A 17,782-nucleotide genomic window follows, 5' to 3' on the forward strand; every position below is an offset into this window, starting at 1 on the left:
CTCATTTTATTCTCATTACAATCTTATAACAAATGAAAACTTATAGCAACCTTTTGACCCAAAAGGTTTTAAACCATTATGTACGTTTTTTAAGACTAAATCCACTCATAAAAAAGTTGCCTTAAAAGACTCGATAGAGCCTTCTAAGACAAGCTTTTTACCCGCTTTATTTACTTAGTGCGTGTGGCTAGTCAGTTCTGAAACACACTCTTGGACAAGCGTAACGGACTGACTCATCGCTGCGCCTCCGCCAAATGCCGCTGATACTCCGCATGCTTCTAAAATTTCTTGCTCAGTTGCACCTTGATCAATGCAGCCTTTTGTATGATAAATCATACAGTACTCGTCTTGAGCTACTACGCTGATTCCTAGCGCGATTAACTGCTTTTCTTTTTTAGAAAGAGAACCTTCTCCAAAACATGCTTCAGTAAACGCATTAAACGTTTTTGTTACTTCCGGCAATTTTTCGCTAAATTTCCCAACACCCATTTTATAATCATGAAGTGCTTGCTCAGTTGAATGACGTGCTTCTTGCTGCATAACGTCAGCTCCCATCATCAGTAAAGTTTTCACGGTTAGTATGCGTGAGAAAAATAAGAGTTATTCGTTTTGATGCATACAAAAAAGCACTTGCCCAGAGTGGGCAAGCGCTTTTCTTCTATTATTTATTTACCGGCAATACTCCGCCTTTGTATTTTTCTTTAATGTAGTCTTGAATTTCTTTAGAGTGAAGAACTTTTACTAAAGCTTTCACTGTATCTTTATTTTCGTCACCTTTGTGAACCGTAATGATGTTTGCATATGGGTTATTTTCTTTGCTTTCCACTGCGATTGGATCTTTTACTGGATCTAAACCAGCATCGATAGCATAGTTAGCATTGATAACAACAGCGTCACCTTCATTGTTTTTGTACATTTGAGGTAACAATCCGCCTTCAACATCGGCTTTAAATTTTAAATTCTTAGGGTTTTCTACAATATCTTTAATTTGTGCGTCTGTTTTCTTTACGCCTGGTTTTAATTTGATCACGCCAGCTTTTTCAAAAATCGATAAAATACGTCCTTGCTCTGCTACTGCATCACGCATAATAACTGTGCCGTTTTTCGGAAGATCTTTTAAGCTTTTGTATTTTTTAGAGTAGATACCAATTGGTTCAATGTGAATGGCACCGGCACTTACGAAATCATACCCTTTTTCACCTTTATGATCTTTTAGCACTGAATTCATATAAGGAACGTGCTGGAAGTAGTTTGCATCAATTTCATTGTTTGCAAGAGCTGTGTTCGGTAAGATGTAATCTTGGAATTTTTTAATCTCTAAATCAATTCCTTGTTTTTCCAAAATAGGTTTTGCTTGTTCTAAAATTTCAGCATGAGGCGTATTAGATGCACCCACGACAATTTTTTTTTCATCTTTTGATCCATTGTTAGATCCACACGCCGCTAATCCTACTACTAGCGCAGATGTTAATGCTAAAGCTGAAAGCCATTTTTTCATAATAAATAATCCTCCCTTTATCTTTTATCAATTTTTGCAGTAATCGCATCTCCAATAAGTTGGATAATAAATACAATAATCAAAATTAAGATCGTAGCGGCTAGCGTTACGTCATTATGGCTGCGCTGGAATCCTTCTAAATATGCAAGGTTTCCAAGACCTCCAGCTCCAATCACACCCGCCATTGCCGTATAGCCGACTAACGCAATGGTTGTTACTGTCAAACCGGAAATCAAAGCTGGCAGCGATTCAGGTAACAGCACTTTAAAGATAATAGTGCTTGTTGTGGCTCCCATTGATTTAGCAGCTTCAATAACACCTTTATCAATTTCACGCAGACCAATTTCTACAAGACGCGCATAAAATGGTGCTGCTCCAACAATTAAAGCCGGTAACGCTGCATTAGCGCCTAAAATACTTCCTACCAATGCTTTGGTAAATGGAATCAGTAAAACAATTAAAATAATGAATGGAATGGAACGAAAGATATTTACAACCGCCGACACAATGGCATATAAAGGTTTGTTTTGCCAAAGCTGTCCTTTGGACGTTAAAAATAAAAGCAAGCCCAATAAAATACCTAGAACAAATGTGGCTACAACTGAAATAGCCGTCATATATAGTGTTTCATTTGTCGCTTGAATAAAATCATCTAAAATAACGTTTGGAAATAGTTTCTCAAGCATTTGTCATTACCTCCACTTCTACCTGCTGCTCATGAATGTATGCAATGACTTTTTTAACTTCTGTTAATTCTCCGTCTAAATGAACGAACAACGTCCCGTATGAACCTGTTTGTGTATGAGAAATCTTTCCTTGCAAAATATTAATCGTTACATCAAACTGTTTTAAAATCGTTGTAATGAGCGGTTGCTCTGCTTTTCCGCCAACAAACGTCAGCTGAATAATTTGCCCGCTTGGATACAGCTCTTTTACTTGTTCAATCGTTTCAAACGTTTCCTCTGGTTCAGAAATCTGTTGAACGAATCGTTTTGTAATCGGCTGCTTAGGTTTTCTGAATACTTCTAGCACTTGTCCTTCTTCTACTACTGCCCCATTTTCCATAACGGCTACTCGATGACAAATTTTACGAATGACGTGCATTTCATGAGTAATCAATACAATGGTTAACCCTAGCTTCTCATTAATATCTACTAACAGATCTAAAATAGAATCTGTGGTTTGAGGATCAAGCGCTGATGTTGCTTCATCACAAAGCAATACTTTTGGATTGTTCGCTAGCGCTCGAGCAATCCCAACACGCTGCTTTTGTCCGCCGCTAAGCTGTGATGGATAAGCATCTTCACGCCCTTCAAGCCCGACTAGCTTAATAAGTTCGTCTACTCGTTTCATTCTTTTTTCTTTTGAAATCCCTGCTATTTCTAACGGAAAGGCAATATTTTCTCGTACCGTACGCGACCACAAGATATTAAAGTGCTGAAATACCATACTAATTTCTTGTCTAGCTTTTCTGAGTTTTCCGCCTTTAATTTTTCCAATATCATTACCTGCTACTTCGACCGTTCCTGTCGTTGGTGTTTCTAATCCGTTTAGCAAGCGAATCAAAGAACTTTTCCCCGCTCCGCTATAACCAATAATTCCGTAAATTTCACCTTGGTTAACGGTTAGATTCACATTATCAACAGCTGTTACTTGACCGCTTTTGGCCTGATAAATTTTTGTAACGTCTGTTAATGTAATCATATTTCTTCACCTTCTTTAATAAAAACTTAATTATGTTAGGTTGCCCTATAGGATGAAAAAGCCGTAAAACAATTTTCCCCATTAAAAAAGCCTCTCTGCGCATGACAGAAAGGCTCGATATTTAATCCTTTCTCTCATCTTTCAAAGCGCATAGCTTTGCAGGAATTGGCACCATTTCAGTTAGTCTGACGGTTGCCGGGTTTCACAGGGCTCAGTCCCTCCACCTCTCTTGATAAGAGTTCGCAACAATTATTTTGTTTTTGGGAAATATTCATTCATTTATGAACATTCATGAGTGTGATTTTAGCATGTGTCAGATAGGCTGTCAACAGATTTTGTTCTTGGGATAATATCCCAAGATTTCAACAGCCCCAACGGTTCGCTCTCTTTCCATTTCTTCATTTTAAACAAACGTTTGATTATCGAAGCTCCTCGAGTACGTGCTCGATGGAATGAAACGCGTAGAGTTTTTTTACCATTTCACCATTTTCCACTTCAATCAAACAAGGTACGCTTTCAATAGAAAATAATTCTGCTTTTGAAGGCATATAATTTAAATTGCTCATTCCGATGGTTACATCCGGCAGCATCGCTTCTGCCACGGTTAACATTTTTTTTGCCAGCTGACATGTCCCGCAAAAAGGCGTATGGAAAAAGATAAAGGCTCTTTCTCCTTCTTTTAACTGATCATCCAGCTGTTTTTCGCTCCATTCTTGCATGTTGCTCATTCCTTTTATGTTAAAAATTCTGCATTAACATCGATATTGGCACTCAGCAATACTGTTGCTATGTGATGTCTAGGGGCGGCAGCAACTTCTCGGTACATTTTATCAATATATAGATGCTCTGCTTCCGGAAGCTCTCGTTTAAATTGTTTTCTCAGCTTATTCCCTGAATCATCAGAGTCAACGAGTATGTATACCTCTTTGTTAAACGTACAGTCAATAATTTCATCCAGCTTTGATAAACTAATCGTACCGTTTGTACAAATAATTTCAATTGGTTCTCGAATGATATCTTGAATACGCTTTTTATCTGACTTTCCTTCGACAATAATTACTTTTTCAATTTCAATTAGCCCCATTTTCATCACCCATAATCGTCAGTTGTATAGTAACATCATTTCTTTATGCTATACAATATTCGTTAATGTATCACAGTTCACCTGTTTTTTAAAAGAAATTTGCAAGAAAGAACTCTTTTAAAAGGCAGTTTAGGCCATATTATCTCTATAAAACAAGAAAAACAGCGGCAGTTGCCACTGTTTAGCACCATCCTGCTTCTTCATCGCAGTCTGTATATTTTTGCGTTTCACCTTGTTTTTGTACGTCCGCGTATTGATAGAACTTATTATTTTCTTGCGAATATCCTTCTTCAAAGCGGTATTCATTGCCGCTTGTTCCGTAGCTAACTTCACCAATTGGCTGCTTATCAACGTATAATTTCATACCGCCGTCATGAAATTTAGCTGTAACGCGATCTGTAACGTCCATTTTTTGTTTTTCAAACATAAAAAGACACTCCTTTAGCTTGTTTACTAATAGAGTGTCCAGTCAAAAACTTTTCATAAAGACAATTTATGGAGGAATATTATCCTTCGTTTGTCATTTCTTCGTATTGCTCTGCTGTCATCAGCTTGTCTACTTGAGAAGCATCAGATGGTTTGATTGTAATCATCCATGCTTCTTCGTATGGAGATTCATTAACAAGTTCAGGACTATCGCCTAAGTTGTCGTTTACTGCTACAACTTCACCGCTAATTGGTGCGTAAAGCTCAGAAACTGTTTTTACTGATTCAACGCTACCAAACGGCTCGTCAGCTTCTACTGTTGCTCCTACTTCTGGCAGTTCAACGAATACGATGTCTCCAAGCTCAGCTTGAGCGAAATGTGTAATACCTACGCGGACAACGTCTCCTTCTGTTTTTACCCATTCATGCTCTTCAGAATAACGCAAATCTTTTGGTGTACTCATCTTAATCCCTCCAAAATATGTATCGTAATTTGTTTATATAAAAAGCGCCTTCAACGTGGAGAACACTTTCTACAACCTAAAATAACTTCCTATTAACAGTGTAACGTAAAAGGTAAAAATTTTCTATTTGAAAACTTACTTCCACACGTCCTCAAACTGCTCTTCTTTGAAACCAAGCGTTACTTTTTGTCCATCTGTTAGCAGCGGACGCTTAATTAACATGCCATCTGACGCAAGAATAGACAGAAGTTCGTCTTCACTCGCACTGCTTACTTTATCTTTAAGACCTAACTCGCGATATTTTTTACCGCTTGTATTAAAGAATTTTTTTAATTCTAGGCCGCTGTTCTGATAGTAAGCTTGCAGCTGCTCTTTTGTTGGCGGATTTTCTACAATATGAATTTCTTCATATGCTACTCCGTTATCATCGAGCCACTTCTTTGCTTTTCGGCACGTACCGCACTTTGGATATGAATAAAAAAATAATGACATTTCGTCAACCACCCTTTATTTTAAGCTTTTTTCGTATTTTAACACATCCTTTATCATTTACCTAGATAGAGGCTTCTTAAACAAAAAGGAGCTCGCAAAACGAGCTCCTTTTTCCTTAAACTGTGAACTTCTCTACTTCTAGAAGCGTTTTTGCAACCTCGCGCTTTACGCTAATTACATTGATTGGTGTATAGCGAGTTAATTTGCGAAGAGACGAAAGCATGACTCTAAGCGTATCACCTTGTTCAACGCCAATTAACGTTTCTTTTGCATCTGCTTCGATTCGATTAAATGCTTCTTGGCAGAATACTTGCGTGTATTTTAATTTTAAGCTGTTTTGATCTACTCCTGTTTTGGAAATGGCTTTTTCAGTACGTAAAACAGTAGATTCCATTGCATATACGTTACTAATCATATCAGAAATATTAACGAGAATTTCTTGTTCTTTTTCTAATTCTTTGCCATACTTTTGTGCAGCTAATCCCAAAAGCAAGAGCGCAATTTTCTTCCCGTTTTGCACAAGCATTTTTTCTTGATCTAACGGCTCATTTCCTACTTCCTGCGGCATAAGCATCATCAATTCTTCTTGAAGCGTTTGTGCTTTTTGAAGCAGTGGAAGCTCTCCTTTTAACGCTTTGCGTAAATATGTGCCTGGTACTAAAAGACGGTTAATCTCATTTGTTCCCTCAAAAATACGATTAATGCGAGAATCGCGATACAGACGCTCAATTTCATACTCGCTCATAAAACCGTAGCCTCCATGAAGCTGCACGCCTTCATCTACAATGTAGTCAAGAGCTTCCGTGGCAAACACTTTATTTAATGAACATTCGATAGCATATTCAGCAATGGAAGCAGCAATTTGTTTTCCGTCTTTTTGCTGTTCTTCTGAAAGCTGGCCCATATGGTCTTCAAAAAGTCCTACCGTACGATATACGGAGCTTTCAGTTGCATACAATTTAGAAGCCATTGTGGCTAACTTTTCTTGTGTTAATGAGAATTTAGCAATTGGCGTTTTAAACTGCTGACGCTGGTTAACGTATTGAGACGTAATTTCTAACGCACGTTTCCCTGCTCCAACTGCTCCAACTCCAAGCTTATAGCGCCCAATATTTAAAATGTTAAAGGCAATCACATGGCCTTTTCCAATTTCACCTAGCACGTTTTCTTTTGGAACAAGCGCATCTTCAAGAATCAACGTTCTGGTTGATGAGCTTTTGATTCCCATTTTCTTCTCTTCCGGGCCAACCGAAACGCCTGGAAATTCGCGCTCAACGATAAAAGCAGAAAATTTATCGCCGTCAATTTTTGCGTACACCACGAATACATCAGCAAATCCAGCATTCGTAATCCACTGCTTTTCTCCATTTAACACATAGTGTGTACCTTCTGCGTTAAGGCGAGCTGTTGTTCGAGCACCGAGAGCATCCGAACCAGAACCCGGTTCAGTCAGCGCATAAGCCGCTATTTTTTCCCCTACCGCTAAAGCAGGTAAATATGCTTGTTTTTGCTCTTCTGTTCCAAATAAGACGATTGGCAATGACCCAATTCCTACATGAGCACCATGAGTGATGGAAAATCCGCCTGCTCGAGACATTTTTTCAGCAATTAAAGCCGAGGTAATCTTATCTAAACCAAGCCCACCGTATTCTTCCGGTACATCTGCACCAAGCAAGCCTAATTCACCAGCTTGTTTTAATAGCTTTACAGAACGGTCAAACTCATGCTTTTCTAAATATTCCACTTGCGGAAGGACTTCGTTTTCTACAAATTCATCTGTCGTCTTGGCAATCATCTTTTGTTCAGATGTATAATCCTCCGGTGTGTAGACGCGGCTTGCATCGCCTTCTTCAATTAAAAAACTTCCACCTTTAATCATTTGTTTTGTTTTATTTGACATGTTCATATCCCCCTTTGAAATGATTATGCTAACAATTCAAATACACCAGCAGCTCCCATTCCTCCACCAATACACATGGTGACAATTCCAAACTGCTCATTTCGACGCTGCATTTCGTGCATTAAGCTAAGAGTCAGCTTAGCTCCAGTACAGCCTAATGGATGACCTAAGGCAATAGCGCCTCCGTTTACATTTACTTTATCTTCATTAATATTTAATTCACGAATAACGCCAAGTGCTTGAGAAGCAAATGCTTCATTTAATTCAAACAATCCGATATCAGAAAGCTCCAGCCCTGCTAGTTTAAGAGCTTTAGGGATGGCAGCTACCGGGCCAATCCCCATTACTTCAGGCGGAACTCCTCCAACTGCAAATGAGCGAAACTTAAGCAAAGGCTTTAAGCCTTCTGCTTCAGCTTGTTCTTTATCCATTAGAAAAACGGATGCAGCTCCGTCACTTGTCTGCGAAGAGTTTCCAGCTGTGACGGATCCTTTAATCGAAAAGGCTGGACGAAGTTTCCCTAATACGTCCGCAGTTGTGCCAGGACGAACTCCTTCATCTTGAGAGAACATCAGCTTTTGTTCACGTAGCTTATTGTTTTCATCGATTTTCCGAAGCGTCACTTCCACGGGAACAATTTCGTCGTTAAACTTCCCTTCTTGAAGTGCTTTTGCTGCTTTTTGATGGCTGCGTACGGCAAATGCATCCTGGTCTTCACGTGAAATGCCGTATTTCATCGCCACTTGTTCTGCTGTATGTCCCATGCCCATATAATACTCCGGCGCATTTTCAACCAGCTGAACATTCGGACGCGCTACGTTTCCAAACATTGGAACAAAACTCATTGATTCTGCTCCTCCAGCTAACACTGCTTTGGCTTGCCCTAGCATAATTCGTTCTGCACCGTAGGCAATACTTTGCAAACCTGATGAACAATAACGATTAATCGTTATTGCTGGCACCGTATAAGGCAAACCTGCAAGAGCGCCAATATTTCGAGCCATATTCAAACCTTGTTCTGCCTCAGGCATCGCACAACCAATAATTAAATCATCAATCGGTCCTTCGTATCCGCCTGCTCGGCGAAGAGTTTCTTTAACCGCAATAGCTCCCAAATCATCAGGTCTAACACTTGCCAATGAACCTTTTTTTGCTTTTCCGACCGGTGTCCTAGCACCTGCTACAATAACTGCTTCTCTCATTTTTTCTCCCCCTTAATTGCGCAGTGGCTTTCCTTTAACTAACATGTGCTGCATACGTTCTTGAGACTTCGCTTCTCCAACAAGGCTTAAAAATGCTTCTCTCTCTAAATCAAGCAAATACTCTTCATCCACTTCGGAACCAAACGCTACGCGTCCTCCAGCTAATACAAATGCTAACTTACTAGCAATTTTGTAATCATGTTCTGATATATATCCTGAATATTTCATGGATTGAGCTCCTAGCAGCAACGTTGCATATCCTGTTTCTCCAACGACAGGAACTTTAGTTTTTACAGGCGGTTTATAGCCCGTGTCGTGTAAAGCAAGGACTGAGTTCTTTGCATCATTCAGCAAGTGATCTCCGTTTACACTGATAGCATCATGGAGGTTTAAAAAGTTTAGCTGCCTAGCTTCTGCAGCAGAAGTAGATACTTTTGCAGTAGCAATTGTTTCAAATGTTTTATTGGCAATTTGCTGAAGATCGAGCGTTACACCGTTCGGTAAACCATTTAGCTGTTTGATATAAAGCTCCTTGTTACCTCCTCCGCCAGGAATTAACCCGACTCCTACTTCTACAAGGCCCATGTAAGTTTCAGCAGAAGCTTGGATTTTAGCTGACGGTAAGCAAATTTCTGCTCCGCCTCCAAGAGTCATCGCAAATGGAGCTGCAACAACCGGCTTTTCGTTATATTTCACCTTCATCATTGCCTGTTGAAATTGTTTAATGACAAGCTCAACTTCAAAATAATTGTCATCTTGTGCTTCCATCAAAATCATAGCTAAGTTAGCGCCAACGCAGAAATTTTTTCCTTGGTTTCCTATGACCATCCCCTTATAATTCTTGTTCACTTCTTCAAGAGACTGATTCAATAAGCTGATAATATCTAGCCCAATCGCATTGTTAGGAGAAGTAAACTGCAGGCATGCCACATCATCTCCTAAATCAATTAAGCTCGCTCCGCTGTTTTCTAAAATGACATTATTTTGAGAGCGTAAAGATGACAGGTGGATCACCTTTTTATTTTCTTTTACTGCTTTATACTCATCCTCTTCGTAGTAAAGCGTTTGACCTTCCATTTCTTTATAAAAGCTTGTAAATCCATTTTCCTGCATTTGTTTTACCCACTGCGGGATGGCTAAGCCAGACTGCTCCATCTTCTCAATTGATTTTTCTAAACCAATTGCATCCCACGTTTCAAAAGGACCCATTTTCCAGCCAAATCCCCACTTCATAGCTTGATCAATGGCGACGATATCGTCGGCGATTTCATTTTTCAACTGTGCTGCATACACAAGAACGGGGCTGATAATGTTCCAAAGAAGCTGTCCAGCACGATCATCAGAATATATAAGCGCTTTCATTTTGTTTTGCAGCCCTTTTGCCTGCTTACTTAATTCGGTAGAAGCTGTTTTTAACTTCTTTCTTTCGACGTATTGAAGTGTATTAGGATCAAGTTCTAAAATTTCCTTGCCTTTCTTTAAAAAGAAGCCTTGCCCCGACTTGCTTCCCAGCCAGCCATTTTCCTGCATTTGTTTCATAAATAAAGGCACGTCGAATACCTCTTTTTCTTTGCCTTCCACTTTGTCAAACACATTGTTGGCCACATGAATAAATGTGTCTAGTCCCACTACGTCTAACGTTCGAAACGTTGCGCTTTTTGGTCTTCCAATTAAGGGACCCGTCACAGAGTCAACTTCTCCCACGCTGTAATTACCTTTTAACATTTCTTGAACGGTCACAAGTAAACCGTACGTACCGATACGGTTGGCGATAAAGTTAGGCGTATCTTTTGCAATAACTACTCCTTTACCCAATACATCTTCACCAAACGTTTTCATATATTCAACAATTTCTGATTTTGTGTCATGAGTTGGAATAATTTCTAATAACTTTAAATAACGAGGTGGATTAAAAAAGTGCGTTCCTAAGAAATGCGCTTTAAAATCTTCTGAGCGTCCTTTAGCCATTTCGTGGATCGATATTCCTGAAGTATTTGAACTTACAATACTTCCTTTTTTTCGTACGCCGTCAATTTTTTCAAACAACTGCTGTTTAATATCAAGGCGTTCCACTACTACTTCAATGATCCAATCGCAGTCGCTTAACTGCTGTAAATGATCTTCAAGGTTTCCCGGCGTAATTAACGATAGTGACGACTTCGACGTTAAAGGTGCCGGTTTTTGCTTCGTTAATTTAGCTAAAGCAGTTGTGCTCAACCGATTTCTGACTTGCCTATCTTCAAGCGTTAGCTGTTTTTTTTTCTCGTCTGGTGTTAATGAAGCTGGAACCACATCTAGCAAAAGCGTTGGAATTCCTACATTCGCTAAATGAGCTGCAATTCCAGAGCCCATAACTCCTGAACCTAAAACGGCGGCTTTTTTTATGTTCATAATTATCCCCACATCCCCTTTGATATATTGAATGAATGGTCATTCATTTTATGTGTAAAAAAAGAGAGTCACTGTTAATCTCTGTTTTTACTATAAAGCATTTTTTAAATTTTCGCAATATATTCACAATATTATCTCTAACTATTTTTAATGTGTTTGGTTATCTTAATACACAGGAGGTGATTTTGTGAGTAAATTAAAGAAAGATCCATCTTCAGCAGGCGTAAGCGCAGCAAGCGTTAAAGGAAATGCTGGACCGGTTAATGAACCGCACGGACGCGGCAAAAAGACATCTCAAAACCAGCAGTACACAAAGCATAATACACAAGGACATTAACCTCAAAATCGAACATGAGTAATCGAATCATGTTCGATTTTTGACTATTTCTTATTCTGTCATCACGACCATTTCATGGTTATTTTTTTACGATTCCTTTTAAGACAAATGCGACATTTGCAGGTCTTTCTGCAAGGCGCCTCATAAAGTACCCATACCAGTCCGTTCCATAAGGAACGTACACTCTCATTTGATATTGTTCTGCTACGAGCTGAACCTGCCTTTCTGGTCGAATACCGTATAGCATCTGGAATTCAAACTGATTCATTGAAATTCCATGCTTTTTAACAAACTCTTTTGTATACTGAATGATTCGTTCATCATGAGTAGCAACTGCTGTGTAGTGACCGTTTAATAAATGAAGTCCAATTATGTTTTTGAAGTTTTCGTCTACGTCTTCTTTATCAGGAAAAGCCACGTCTGCCGCTTCTTTGTACGCTCCTTTTACTAACCTTAATTTAGGAGCATAAGCATCTAATTCGCGAACGTCACTTTCTGTTCGATATAAGTATGCCTGAAGTACCGTCCCTACGTGGTCATACTCACTTTTTAATTGTTTAAACAGCTTAATCGTCTTGCTGCATCGCTTATAATCTTCCATATCAATCGTCACGAACACGCTATATTTTTCCGCTTCATTTAGAATATGACGCATATGATGAAGCGCCAGATCTTCAGAAATATCAAGTCCCATAGACGTTAATTTCAAAGAAATTTCTGAATCTAACCTTTCTTTGTGTATAAGATGGATGGCCTTTATGCATTGAGCCACAGCATTATTGACTTCAGCTTCACTTTCCACAAACTCTCCGAGATAATCAATCGTTACTTTTAATCCCTGTTCATTTAGCTTTTTTATCACACTAACAGCTTCATCGATGGTTTCCCCTGCAACAAACCTTGCTGCCCCAAAACGTAAACCATAGCGCTTAGCCAGCTTTGTTAACTTTTTGCTTTTTGATAACAATAAAAAAAAGTTTCTTATCGTTTGTTCCAAAGCAACCCCCCGCCTTCACTTGTCATACACCTCACAAATTTTATCTAATTATCATTAATTTTACCATTTTATCAACCAGATAGATAGGCACCCTTCATTAACATATGCACACTAGATCAAAAAGCTACCTGGAGCTTTTTTGATAAAAAAACATTCATCAGCTTCGTGATGAATGTTTTTATTCTGGTTTTCGCTGTGACGCTCGATGCGCTTCATTCAGCTCTTTTATTTCCTTCACAATTTCAATCATTTCCGCTTTTGCGTCTGGATATAATTGATTCCAATGCTTTGTTAAAGGCGGCATAGATTTTGAGATATGGTTGTAAAGTGCCCACATTTTCACTTTTTCCTGCAGCTGTTCATCACTTTCTCCAACCATTAGTTCCGTATACTTTTCAATCAAACCGTCGAATTGCTCTTGAAAGGTTTTACTCATGCGCAGTCACTCCTTTCTTTGGTTTACAAATAACCGGACACGTTCGACAATAAGTCTCTTTATCTCCTGTTTGGTAGGACAAACAGCACGTTTTTCGTACTCTTATCTCCTGCTTTTGTTTCTCTATATATTGAGGAGGTGAACTGTACCGAGCAAGCGGATTGTTATGATATGAACCAAAGTGACGTCCCTCAGCTTCTTCTAACACGTATCGTAAATTCTTTTGCACTTTCACATTGTCTATTTCTTCGTTTGCTAAAAGCAAATCATAAAGCCAGTGAATATAAACAGCTACGTTTTCCCACAGCGTCAGCTTTGAGATTTTTGTCACTTTACGCAGTACTGACCACATCGGCTCAATTTGATGAGCAAACAATTCATCAAGAAGTTCATCAAGAAGAATTTCGCGATTATCCTCTGTTACTTCTGTCGTCTCAATTTCTGAGATAAACACTTTTGGAAGCCACATCGTTTCAACTTGTTCGGTATGCAAAGATACATTTTTAGTCGATACATTTATCTTTTTTTGAAACACAATAAATGAATACAAAGCCGCAACCACAACAAAACTATACCGCTTTGCTAACATTGAAGCAGCTGCTCTCAAACTAGCGGCCTCCATCGTCTCTTGAATCCATAATAGCTGCACCTTCACCTTACTTTCATCCATGCAGCTGGCAGGAGAAAACCTGTACAGCGAGTTATCTTTAAACGTACAGCGGAATTTTTCTGCTAACTCGCTTTGCTCATTCCTACTGAGCATGCTGCGTTTCAACTCGCAGCTTATTCACAATACATCGTCCGCGCCCATGAGGAATACAAAGAGGCGTTCCAAATAACGGATCAACCGTCACTTCACAGTTCATATTAAAGACTCGCTGTACTAAATCGCAGTTAATGACTTCTTCTGGTCTTCCCTGTGCATAGATTTTTTTATCTTGAAGCGCCACAATATGATGAGCATAGCGGCAAGCTAAGTTTAAATCATGCAGCACCATTACGATGGTACGATTTTCTTTTTCATTCAGTTCAAACAACAAGTCCAAGATCTCAATTTGATGCGTCATATCTAAATATGTTGTCGGTTCATCAAGTAAAATAATATCTGTATCTTGCGCTAGTGTCATGGCAATCCATGCGCGCTGACGCTGTCCCCCAGAAAGCGAATCAACTTGACGATCTGCCAAGTCTGCTAAGCCTGTTGCTTCCAGTGCATTTTGCACTTTTTCTTCATCCTCTTGAGACCACTGGCGGAACCAATTTTGATACGGATAGCGCCCTTGTTTAACAAGCTGCAGCACAGTCAGACCTTCAGGTGCAACAGGACCTTGAGGAAGGATTGCTAGCTGCTTTGCAATTTCCTTGGTAGGAAGAGAAGAAATTTTAGAACCTTCTAGTAAAATAGAGCCTGCATGTGGCTTCAATAACCTTGCCAGTGAACGCAGCAGCGTAGATTTTCCGCATCCATTACTGCCGATAAAAACCGTAATCTCACCCTTTGGGATGGTAACGTCAAGCTCATCTATAATCATCGCTTCTCCATATGATAATGTTAGCGACTTTGTTTCTAACGAATGCATGCGAATCGCTCCTTCTACAAAGAATGCTATACGTTTCTTTGTTTGTATAGTAAATAAATGAAGTATGGTGCGCCAATTGCAGCTGTAAATACACCTGCTGGCACTTCGATTGGCAAGAAGAATGTTCGGCCAATTAAATCTGCTGCTGTGATTAAAATCGCTCCGATTAGTGCCGATAGCGGTATTAAAGCGCCGAATGACGAACCTACAAGCTTTCGGGCAATATGTGGAGCAAGTAACCCTACAAAGCTAATTCCACCGGCAAATGCAACGGCGCTCCCGGTTAAAGCTGTGCTCATCAGCAATAGTGCCAATCGATTTTTTTGAACGCGACTTCCAACGTTAGTCGCAATTTCTTCACCTAATTCTTGAACATTTAAATTTCGAATCATTAAAATCGTAATTATAACCAGCCCTGCAGTAACTGGAACTAGTACGGAAACACTGGCCCAATTTGAACCATACACCGTTCCGGTAATCCAAATATTTGCCTGGCTAGCGCGGTAGATAGGACCCATAATCATAAACAGCGTGGTCATAGCTTTCGTTAACGCTGTTAATCCAATTCCTATTAATACTAGTGTAATAGGAGAGACACCATTTTTCCAGGCAAACACATAAAGTAAAAGCGCCACTGCCACGGCACCTAAAAATGCGCTAACAGGCATCCAATTAATACTTACGGTTAACGAGTTGCTTTTATCACTAAATAGTGTCAAAAATAACACTACACCAACTGACGCTCCTCCTGTTAATCCAATTAAGTCTGGTGAAGCAAGCGGATTTCTCACAAGCCCCTGCAAGATAGCGCCCGCAATAGCTAGACAAATACCAGCACAAATGGCAACAATAATACGCGGCAGTCTAAAAGATGTAACAACTAATCGTTCAAACTCCAACCCATGACCCGCTAAAATTTTAATTACACGAAATGGATTAATAAATAAGTCACCCGTACCTGCACTTAACAAAAAGAGTGCAACAAGGACAGCTGAAAATCCGGTAATGATTAGAGCAGCTTTTATATTAACTAAAAATGAAATTCTCTTTAAGCGAAGAGATAAGTATGTTTTCATGACGTCTTCGCCCCTTTCCTTGCCATATAGATAAAGAAAGGTGTACCAATAACAGCAGTCATGACTCCAACAGGGATTTCTTGAGGCATAATGACGTACCTTGCGCCAACATCAGCTAATAAAATTAAAATCCCGCCGACAACCGCACTATAAGGAAATACCCAGCGATAATCTTGTCCTACGATTGCTCTTACAACGTGAGGAACAATGATTCCTACAAAGCTAATGGGACCGGCTACTGCAACGGCTCCCCCCGCTAAAATCGCAATAATGATGCCGCTTATAATTTTGACAAGAGCTGTTCTTTGACCTAATCCTTTGGCTACGTCTTCACCAATCGTTAAAATATTAATTTTTGAAGCGATAAAAAAAGTAACAATAATTGCTGGCACTACATAAGGCAGTATGCCATACAACATTTCAACCTTGCGTCCTTGCACAGACCCTGCCAGCCAAAAGAGGACTTGATCAAGCGAAGATTCATCCACAGCTAGCAGTCCTTGTGTTAAAGAAGAGAAAAAGGCTGCAATAGCCGCTCCTGCGAGCGTCAGTTTGATAGGCGTTAGCCCTTCTTTTCCAATGGACCCAAGAAAATAGACAACCACTACGGTTAGTGCCGCTCCTACAAATGCAATCCATGTAAAAGCTTGAAGTGAATTGACCGAAAAAATCATCACTGCAACAACAATAAAAAAGCTGGCCCCAGCGTTCACACCGATAATATCCGGTGAAGCAAGTGGGTTTTTCGTTAACGCCTGCATCATTGCTCCTGCAATTCCTAAACAAATACCTACCACAGCACCGATTATAGCGCGCGGCAATCGAATATTTTGAATAACTATGTGCTCATTCGAACCGTTAAACGCTTGAAAAGCTTCAAATGCTGTTTTGATACTTGTATCTGTGTATCCGAGTACGATACTTAATCCAATACAGATTAAAAGCAGCATGATTCCAATGATGAGCCCCATTACTTTCATTTGAACACTGCGTAGCATCATTTTCATTGCTCTCCTCTAAGATGATTCCTATATATATCTAACCTTTAGTTTAGGAAACATTGAAAAAAGTGTCAATGATTTTGAGAATCATTTTCAATTTTTAATTGACACCGCTTAAAAGTTAGAATATTATCTTAATTGTTAATGAAAATCATTATCACTTACGAGGGGGAAAAGATGTGAATACATATTCTAAAGGCAAGTTGTCATATTTGTTGTCCATTCTTACCATTATGACACTGCTTGTGCTGGCAGCCTGCGGTAATTCAAACGGCGCTGACAGCGATAAAAAAGAAAAAACTGAGGGTTCTGGCGAAACTTACACAGTAAAACACGCAATGGATAAAACCGATATTAAAGGAACGCCTAAACGAGTGGTTGTTTTAACAAACGAAGGTACTGAAGCTCTTCTTGCAATGGGTGTAAAGCCTGTGGGCGCTGTTCAATCATGGTTAGGAAATCCGTGGTATGACCATATTAAAGGTCAGATGAAAGGCGTTAAAAGTGTGGGTACAGAAAGCGAGCCAAGCTTAGAAGCAATCGCTGCTTTAAAGCCTGACTTGATTATCGGAAATAAAATGCGACAAGAAAAAGTATACGATCAGCTTAGTCAAATTGCTCCGACTGTATTCTCTGAGGAGCTGCGCGGAGATTGGAAATCAAACTTTAAGCTATATGCAAAAGCTGTAAACAAAGAAGAAAAAGGTAAAGAAGTATTAGCTGACTATGACAATCGCGTAGCAGATTTAAAGAAACGCCTTGGAGATCAGTTAAAACAAAAAATCTCAGTTGTACGCTTTACAGCTGGAGACGTTCGTATCTATCATAAAGATTCATTCTCAGGTGTTATTTTAGATCAGCTTGGATTTGCTCGCCCTGAGTCTCAAGACAAGGATGATTTTGCTGAAATGAATGCAACAAAAGAACGCATTCCGGCAATGGACGGCGATCAGCTATTTTACTTCTCTTATGAAACGGGAGACGGTGAAGCAACAAAGCTTGAAAAAGAATGGATAAACGATCCTCTCTTTAAAAAGCTAAAAGTGGCTCAAGAAAATCATGTTCATAAAGTAGATGATGCTACTTGGAATACAGCAGGCGGTGTGTTAGCAGCTAATATCGTCCTTGATGATATTGAAAAAATCTTCTTAGATAAAAAACAACAATAATATGAAAGAAAGAGCTTCGACGAAT

20 protein-coding genes and 1 riboswitch are annotated in these 17,782 nt (G+C 39.4%); of the genes, 2 read left to right on the forward strand and 18 right to left on the reverse strand.

The window, feature by feature from the left end:
• Positions 1-174: 174 nt before the first annotated feature.
• The 12 genes from CEQ83_RS24295 to CEQ83_RS24350 form a co-directional block, all read right to left on the reverse strand.
• Positions 175-540, reverse strand: a complete 366-nt coding sequence (locus CEQ83_RS24295; RefSeq protein WP_016765828.1) for a carboxymuconolactone decarboxylase family protein — start codon at positions 538-540, stop codon at positions 175-177.
• A gap of 121 nt (positions 541-661) precedes the next feature.
• Positions 662-1,498, reverse strand: a complete 837-nt coding sequence (locus CEQ83_RS24300; protein ID WP_014457885.1) for a MetQ/NlpA family ABC transporter substrate-binding protein — start codon at positions 1,496-1,498, stop codon at positions 662-664.
• A gap of 17 nt (positions 1,499-1,515) precedes the next feature.
• Positions 1,516-2,184, reverse strand: coding sequence for a methionine ABC transporter permease (locus tag CEQ83_RS24305; RefSeq protein WP_016765829.1), 669 nt, complete (start codon positions 2,182-2,184; stop codon positions 1,516-1,518).
• Entirely contained in the window at positions 2,177-3,202 is a 1,026-nt protein-coding gene (locus tag CEQ83_RS24310) for a methionine ABC transporter ATP-binding protein (protein ID WP_033580446.1), read from the reverse strand. Before CEQ83_RS24310 ends, CEQ83_RS24305 begins: the two co-directional genes overlap by 8 nt.
• Positions 3,203-3,333: 131 nt before the next feature.
• A riboswitch (SAM riboswitch) is annotated at positions 3,334-3,441 on the reverse strand.
• 180 nt (positions 3,442-3,621) lie between these two features.
• Positions 3,622-3,921: a thioredoxin family protein gene (locus CEQ83_RS24315; RefSeq protein WP_033580445.1), complete on the reverse strand. Its 300-nt coding sequence runs from the start codon at positions 3,919-3,921 to the stop codon at positions 3,622-3,624.
• Between the two features lie 14 nt (positions 3,922-3,935).
• Positions 3,936-4,286 carry a toprim domain-containing protein gene (locus CEQ83_RS24320; protein WP_025752660.1) on the reverse strand — a complete coding sequence of 117 codons (351 nt, stop codon included), beginning with the start codon at positions 4,284-4,286 and terminating at the stop codon, positions 3,936-3,938.
• Positions 4,287-4,467: 181 nt separating this feature from the next.
• Positions 4,468-4,713, reverse strand: coding sequence for a YusG family protein (locus CEQ83_RS24325; RefSeq protein ID WP_014457881.1), 246 nt, complete (start codon positions 4,711-4,713; stop codon positions 4,468-4,470).
• 79 nt (positions 4,714-4,792) lie between these two features.
• Complete coding sequence (gene gcvH, locus CEQ83_RS24330; RefSeq protein WP_014457880.1) at positions 4,793-5,176, reverse strand: glycine cleavage system protein GcvH; 384 nt, start codon at positions 5,174-5,176, stop codon at positions 4,793-4,795.
• Positions 5,177-5,311: 135 nt separating this feature from the next.
• The gene (locus CEQ83_RS24335; RefSeq protein ID WP_028412087.1) at positions 5,312-5,668 is read right to left on the reverse strand and encodes an arsenate reductase family protein; all 357 of its coding nucleotides are present in this window, start codon (positions 5,666-5,668) and stop codon (positions 5,312-5,314) included.
• A 115-nt stretch (positions 5,669-5,783) separates the two neighbouring features.
• Complete coding sequence (locus CEQ83_RS24340) at positions 5,784-7,568, reverse strand: acyl-CoA dehydrogenase family protein (RefSeq protein WP_033580444.1); 1,785 nt, start codon at positions 7,566-7,568, stop codon at positions 5,784-5,786.
• Between the two features lie 23 nt (positions 7,569-7,591).
• Positions 7,592-8,770 carry an acetyl-CoA C-acetyltransferase gene (locus tag CEQ83_RS24345; RefSeq protein ID WP_014457877.1) on the reverse strand — a complete coding sequence of 393 codons (1,179 nt, stop codon included), beginning with the start codon at positions 8,768-8,770 and terminating at the stop codon, positions 7,592-7,594.
• Between the two features lie 12 nt (positions 8,771-8,782).
• A complete protein-coding gene (locus CEQ83_RS24350) occupies positions 8,783-11,164 on the reverse strand; it encodes a 3-hydroxyacyl-CoA dehydrogenase/enoyl-CoA hydratase family protein (protein WP_194273214.1) in 2,382 nt (793 codons plus the stop codon).
• A 184-nt stretch (positions 11,165-11,348) separates the two neighbouring features.
• Here CEQ83_RS24350 and CEQ83_RS24355 point away from each other — a divergent pair, with 184 nt between their 5' ends.
• Positions 11,349-11,498: a YuzL family protein gene (locus tag CEQ83_RS24355; protein ID WP_013059660.1), complete on the forward strand. Its 150-nt coding sequence runs from the start codon at positions 11,349-11,351 to the stop codon at positions 11,496-11,498.
• Positions 11,499-11,577: 79 nt separating this feature from the next.
• On the opposite strand, the gene CEQ83_RS24360 is transcribed toward CEQ83_RS24355, so the two are convergent.
• The 6 genes from CEQ83_RS24360 to CEQ83_RS24385 all read right to left on the reverse strand — a co-directional run bounded on the left by CEQ83_RS24360 (position 11,578) and on the right by CEQ83_RS24385 (position 16,588).
• Positions 11,578-12,495, reverse strand: coding sequence for a proline dehydrogenase family protein (locus tag CEQ83_RS24360; RefSeq protein ID WP_028412084.1), 918 nt, complete (start codon positions 12,493-12,495; stop codon positions 11,578-11,580).
• Between the two features lie 178 nt (positions 12,496-12,673).
• Complete coding sequence (locus tag CEQ83_RS24365; RefSeq protein WP_028412083.1) at positions 12,674-12,931, reverse strand: YusU family protein; 258 nt, start codon at positions 12,929-12,931, stop codon at positions 12,674-12,676.
• Positions 12,924-13,694 carry an IucA/IucC family C-terminal-domain containing protein gene (locus CEQ83_RS24370; RefSeq protein WP_028412082.1) on the reverse strand — a complete coding sequence of 257 codons (771 nt, stop codon included), beginning with the start codon at positions 13,692-13,694 and terminating at the stop codon, positions 12,924-12,926. Before CEQ83_RS24370 ends, CEQ83_RS24365 begins: the two co-directional genes overlap by 8 nt.
• Positions 13,684-14,511, reverse strand: a complete 828-nt coding sequence (locus tag CEQ83_RS24375) for an ABC transporter ATP-binding protein (RefSeq protein ID WP_013059664.1) — start codon at positions 14,509-14,511, stop codon at positions 13,684-13,686. Before CEQ83_RS24375 ends, CEQ83_RS24370 begins: the two co-directional genes overlap by 11 nt.
• A gap of 26 nt (positions 14,512-14,537) precedes the next feature.
• Positions 14,538-15,587, reverse strand: a complete 1,050-nt coding sequence (locus tag CEQ83_RS24380; protein ID WP_028412081.1) for a FecCD family ABC transporter permease — start codon at positions 15,585-15,587, stop codon at positions 14,538-14,540.
• Complete coding sequence (locus CEQ83_RS24385; protein ID WP_028412080.1) at positions 15,584-16,588, reverse strand: FecCD family ABC transporter permease; 1,005 nt, start codon at positions 16,586-16,588, stop codon at positions 15,584-15,586. The genes CEQ83_RS24380 and CEQ83_RS24385 overlap by 4 nt, the downstream gene beginning before the upstream one ends.
• A gap of 179 nt (positions 16,589-16,767) precedes the next feature.
• Here CEQ83_RS24385 and CEQ83_RS24390 point away from each other — a divergent pair, with 179 nt between their 5' ends.
• On the forward strand, positions 16,768-17,757 hold the full coding sequence (locus tag CEQ83_RS24390; protein ID WP_034264222.1) for an ABC transporter substrate-binding protein: 990 nt from the start codon (positions 16,768-16,770) through the stop codon (positions 17,755-17,757).
• Positions 17,758-17,782: the final 25 nt, after the last annotated feature.

Origin of the sequence: Priestia megaterium (assembly GCF_009497655.1) — a bacterium.
Taxonomy (GTDB): Bacteria; Bacillota; Bacilli; order Bacillales; family Bacillaceae_H; genus Priestia; species Priestia zanthoxyli.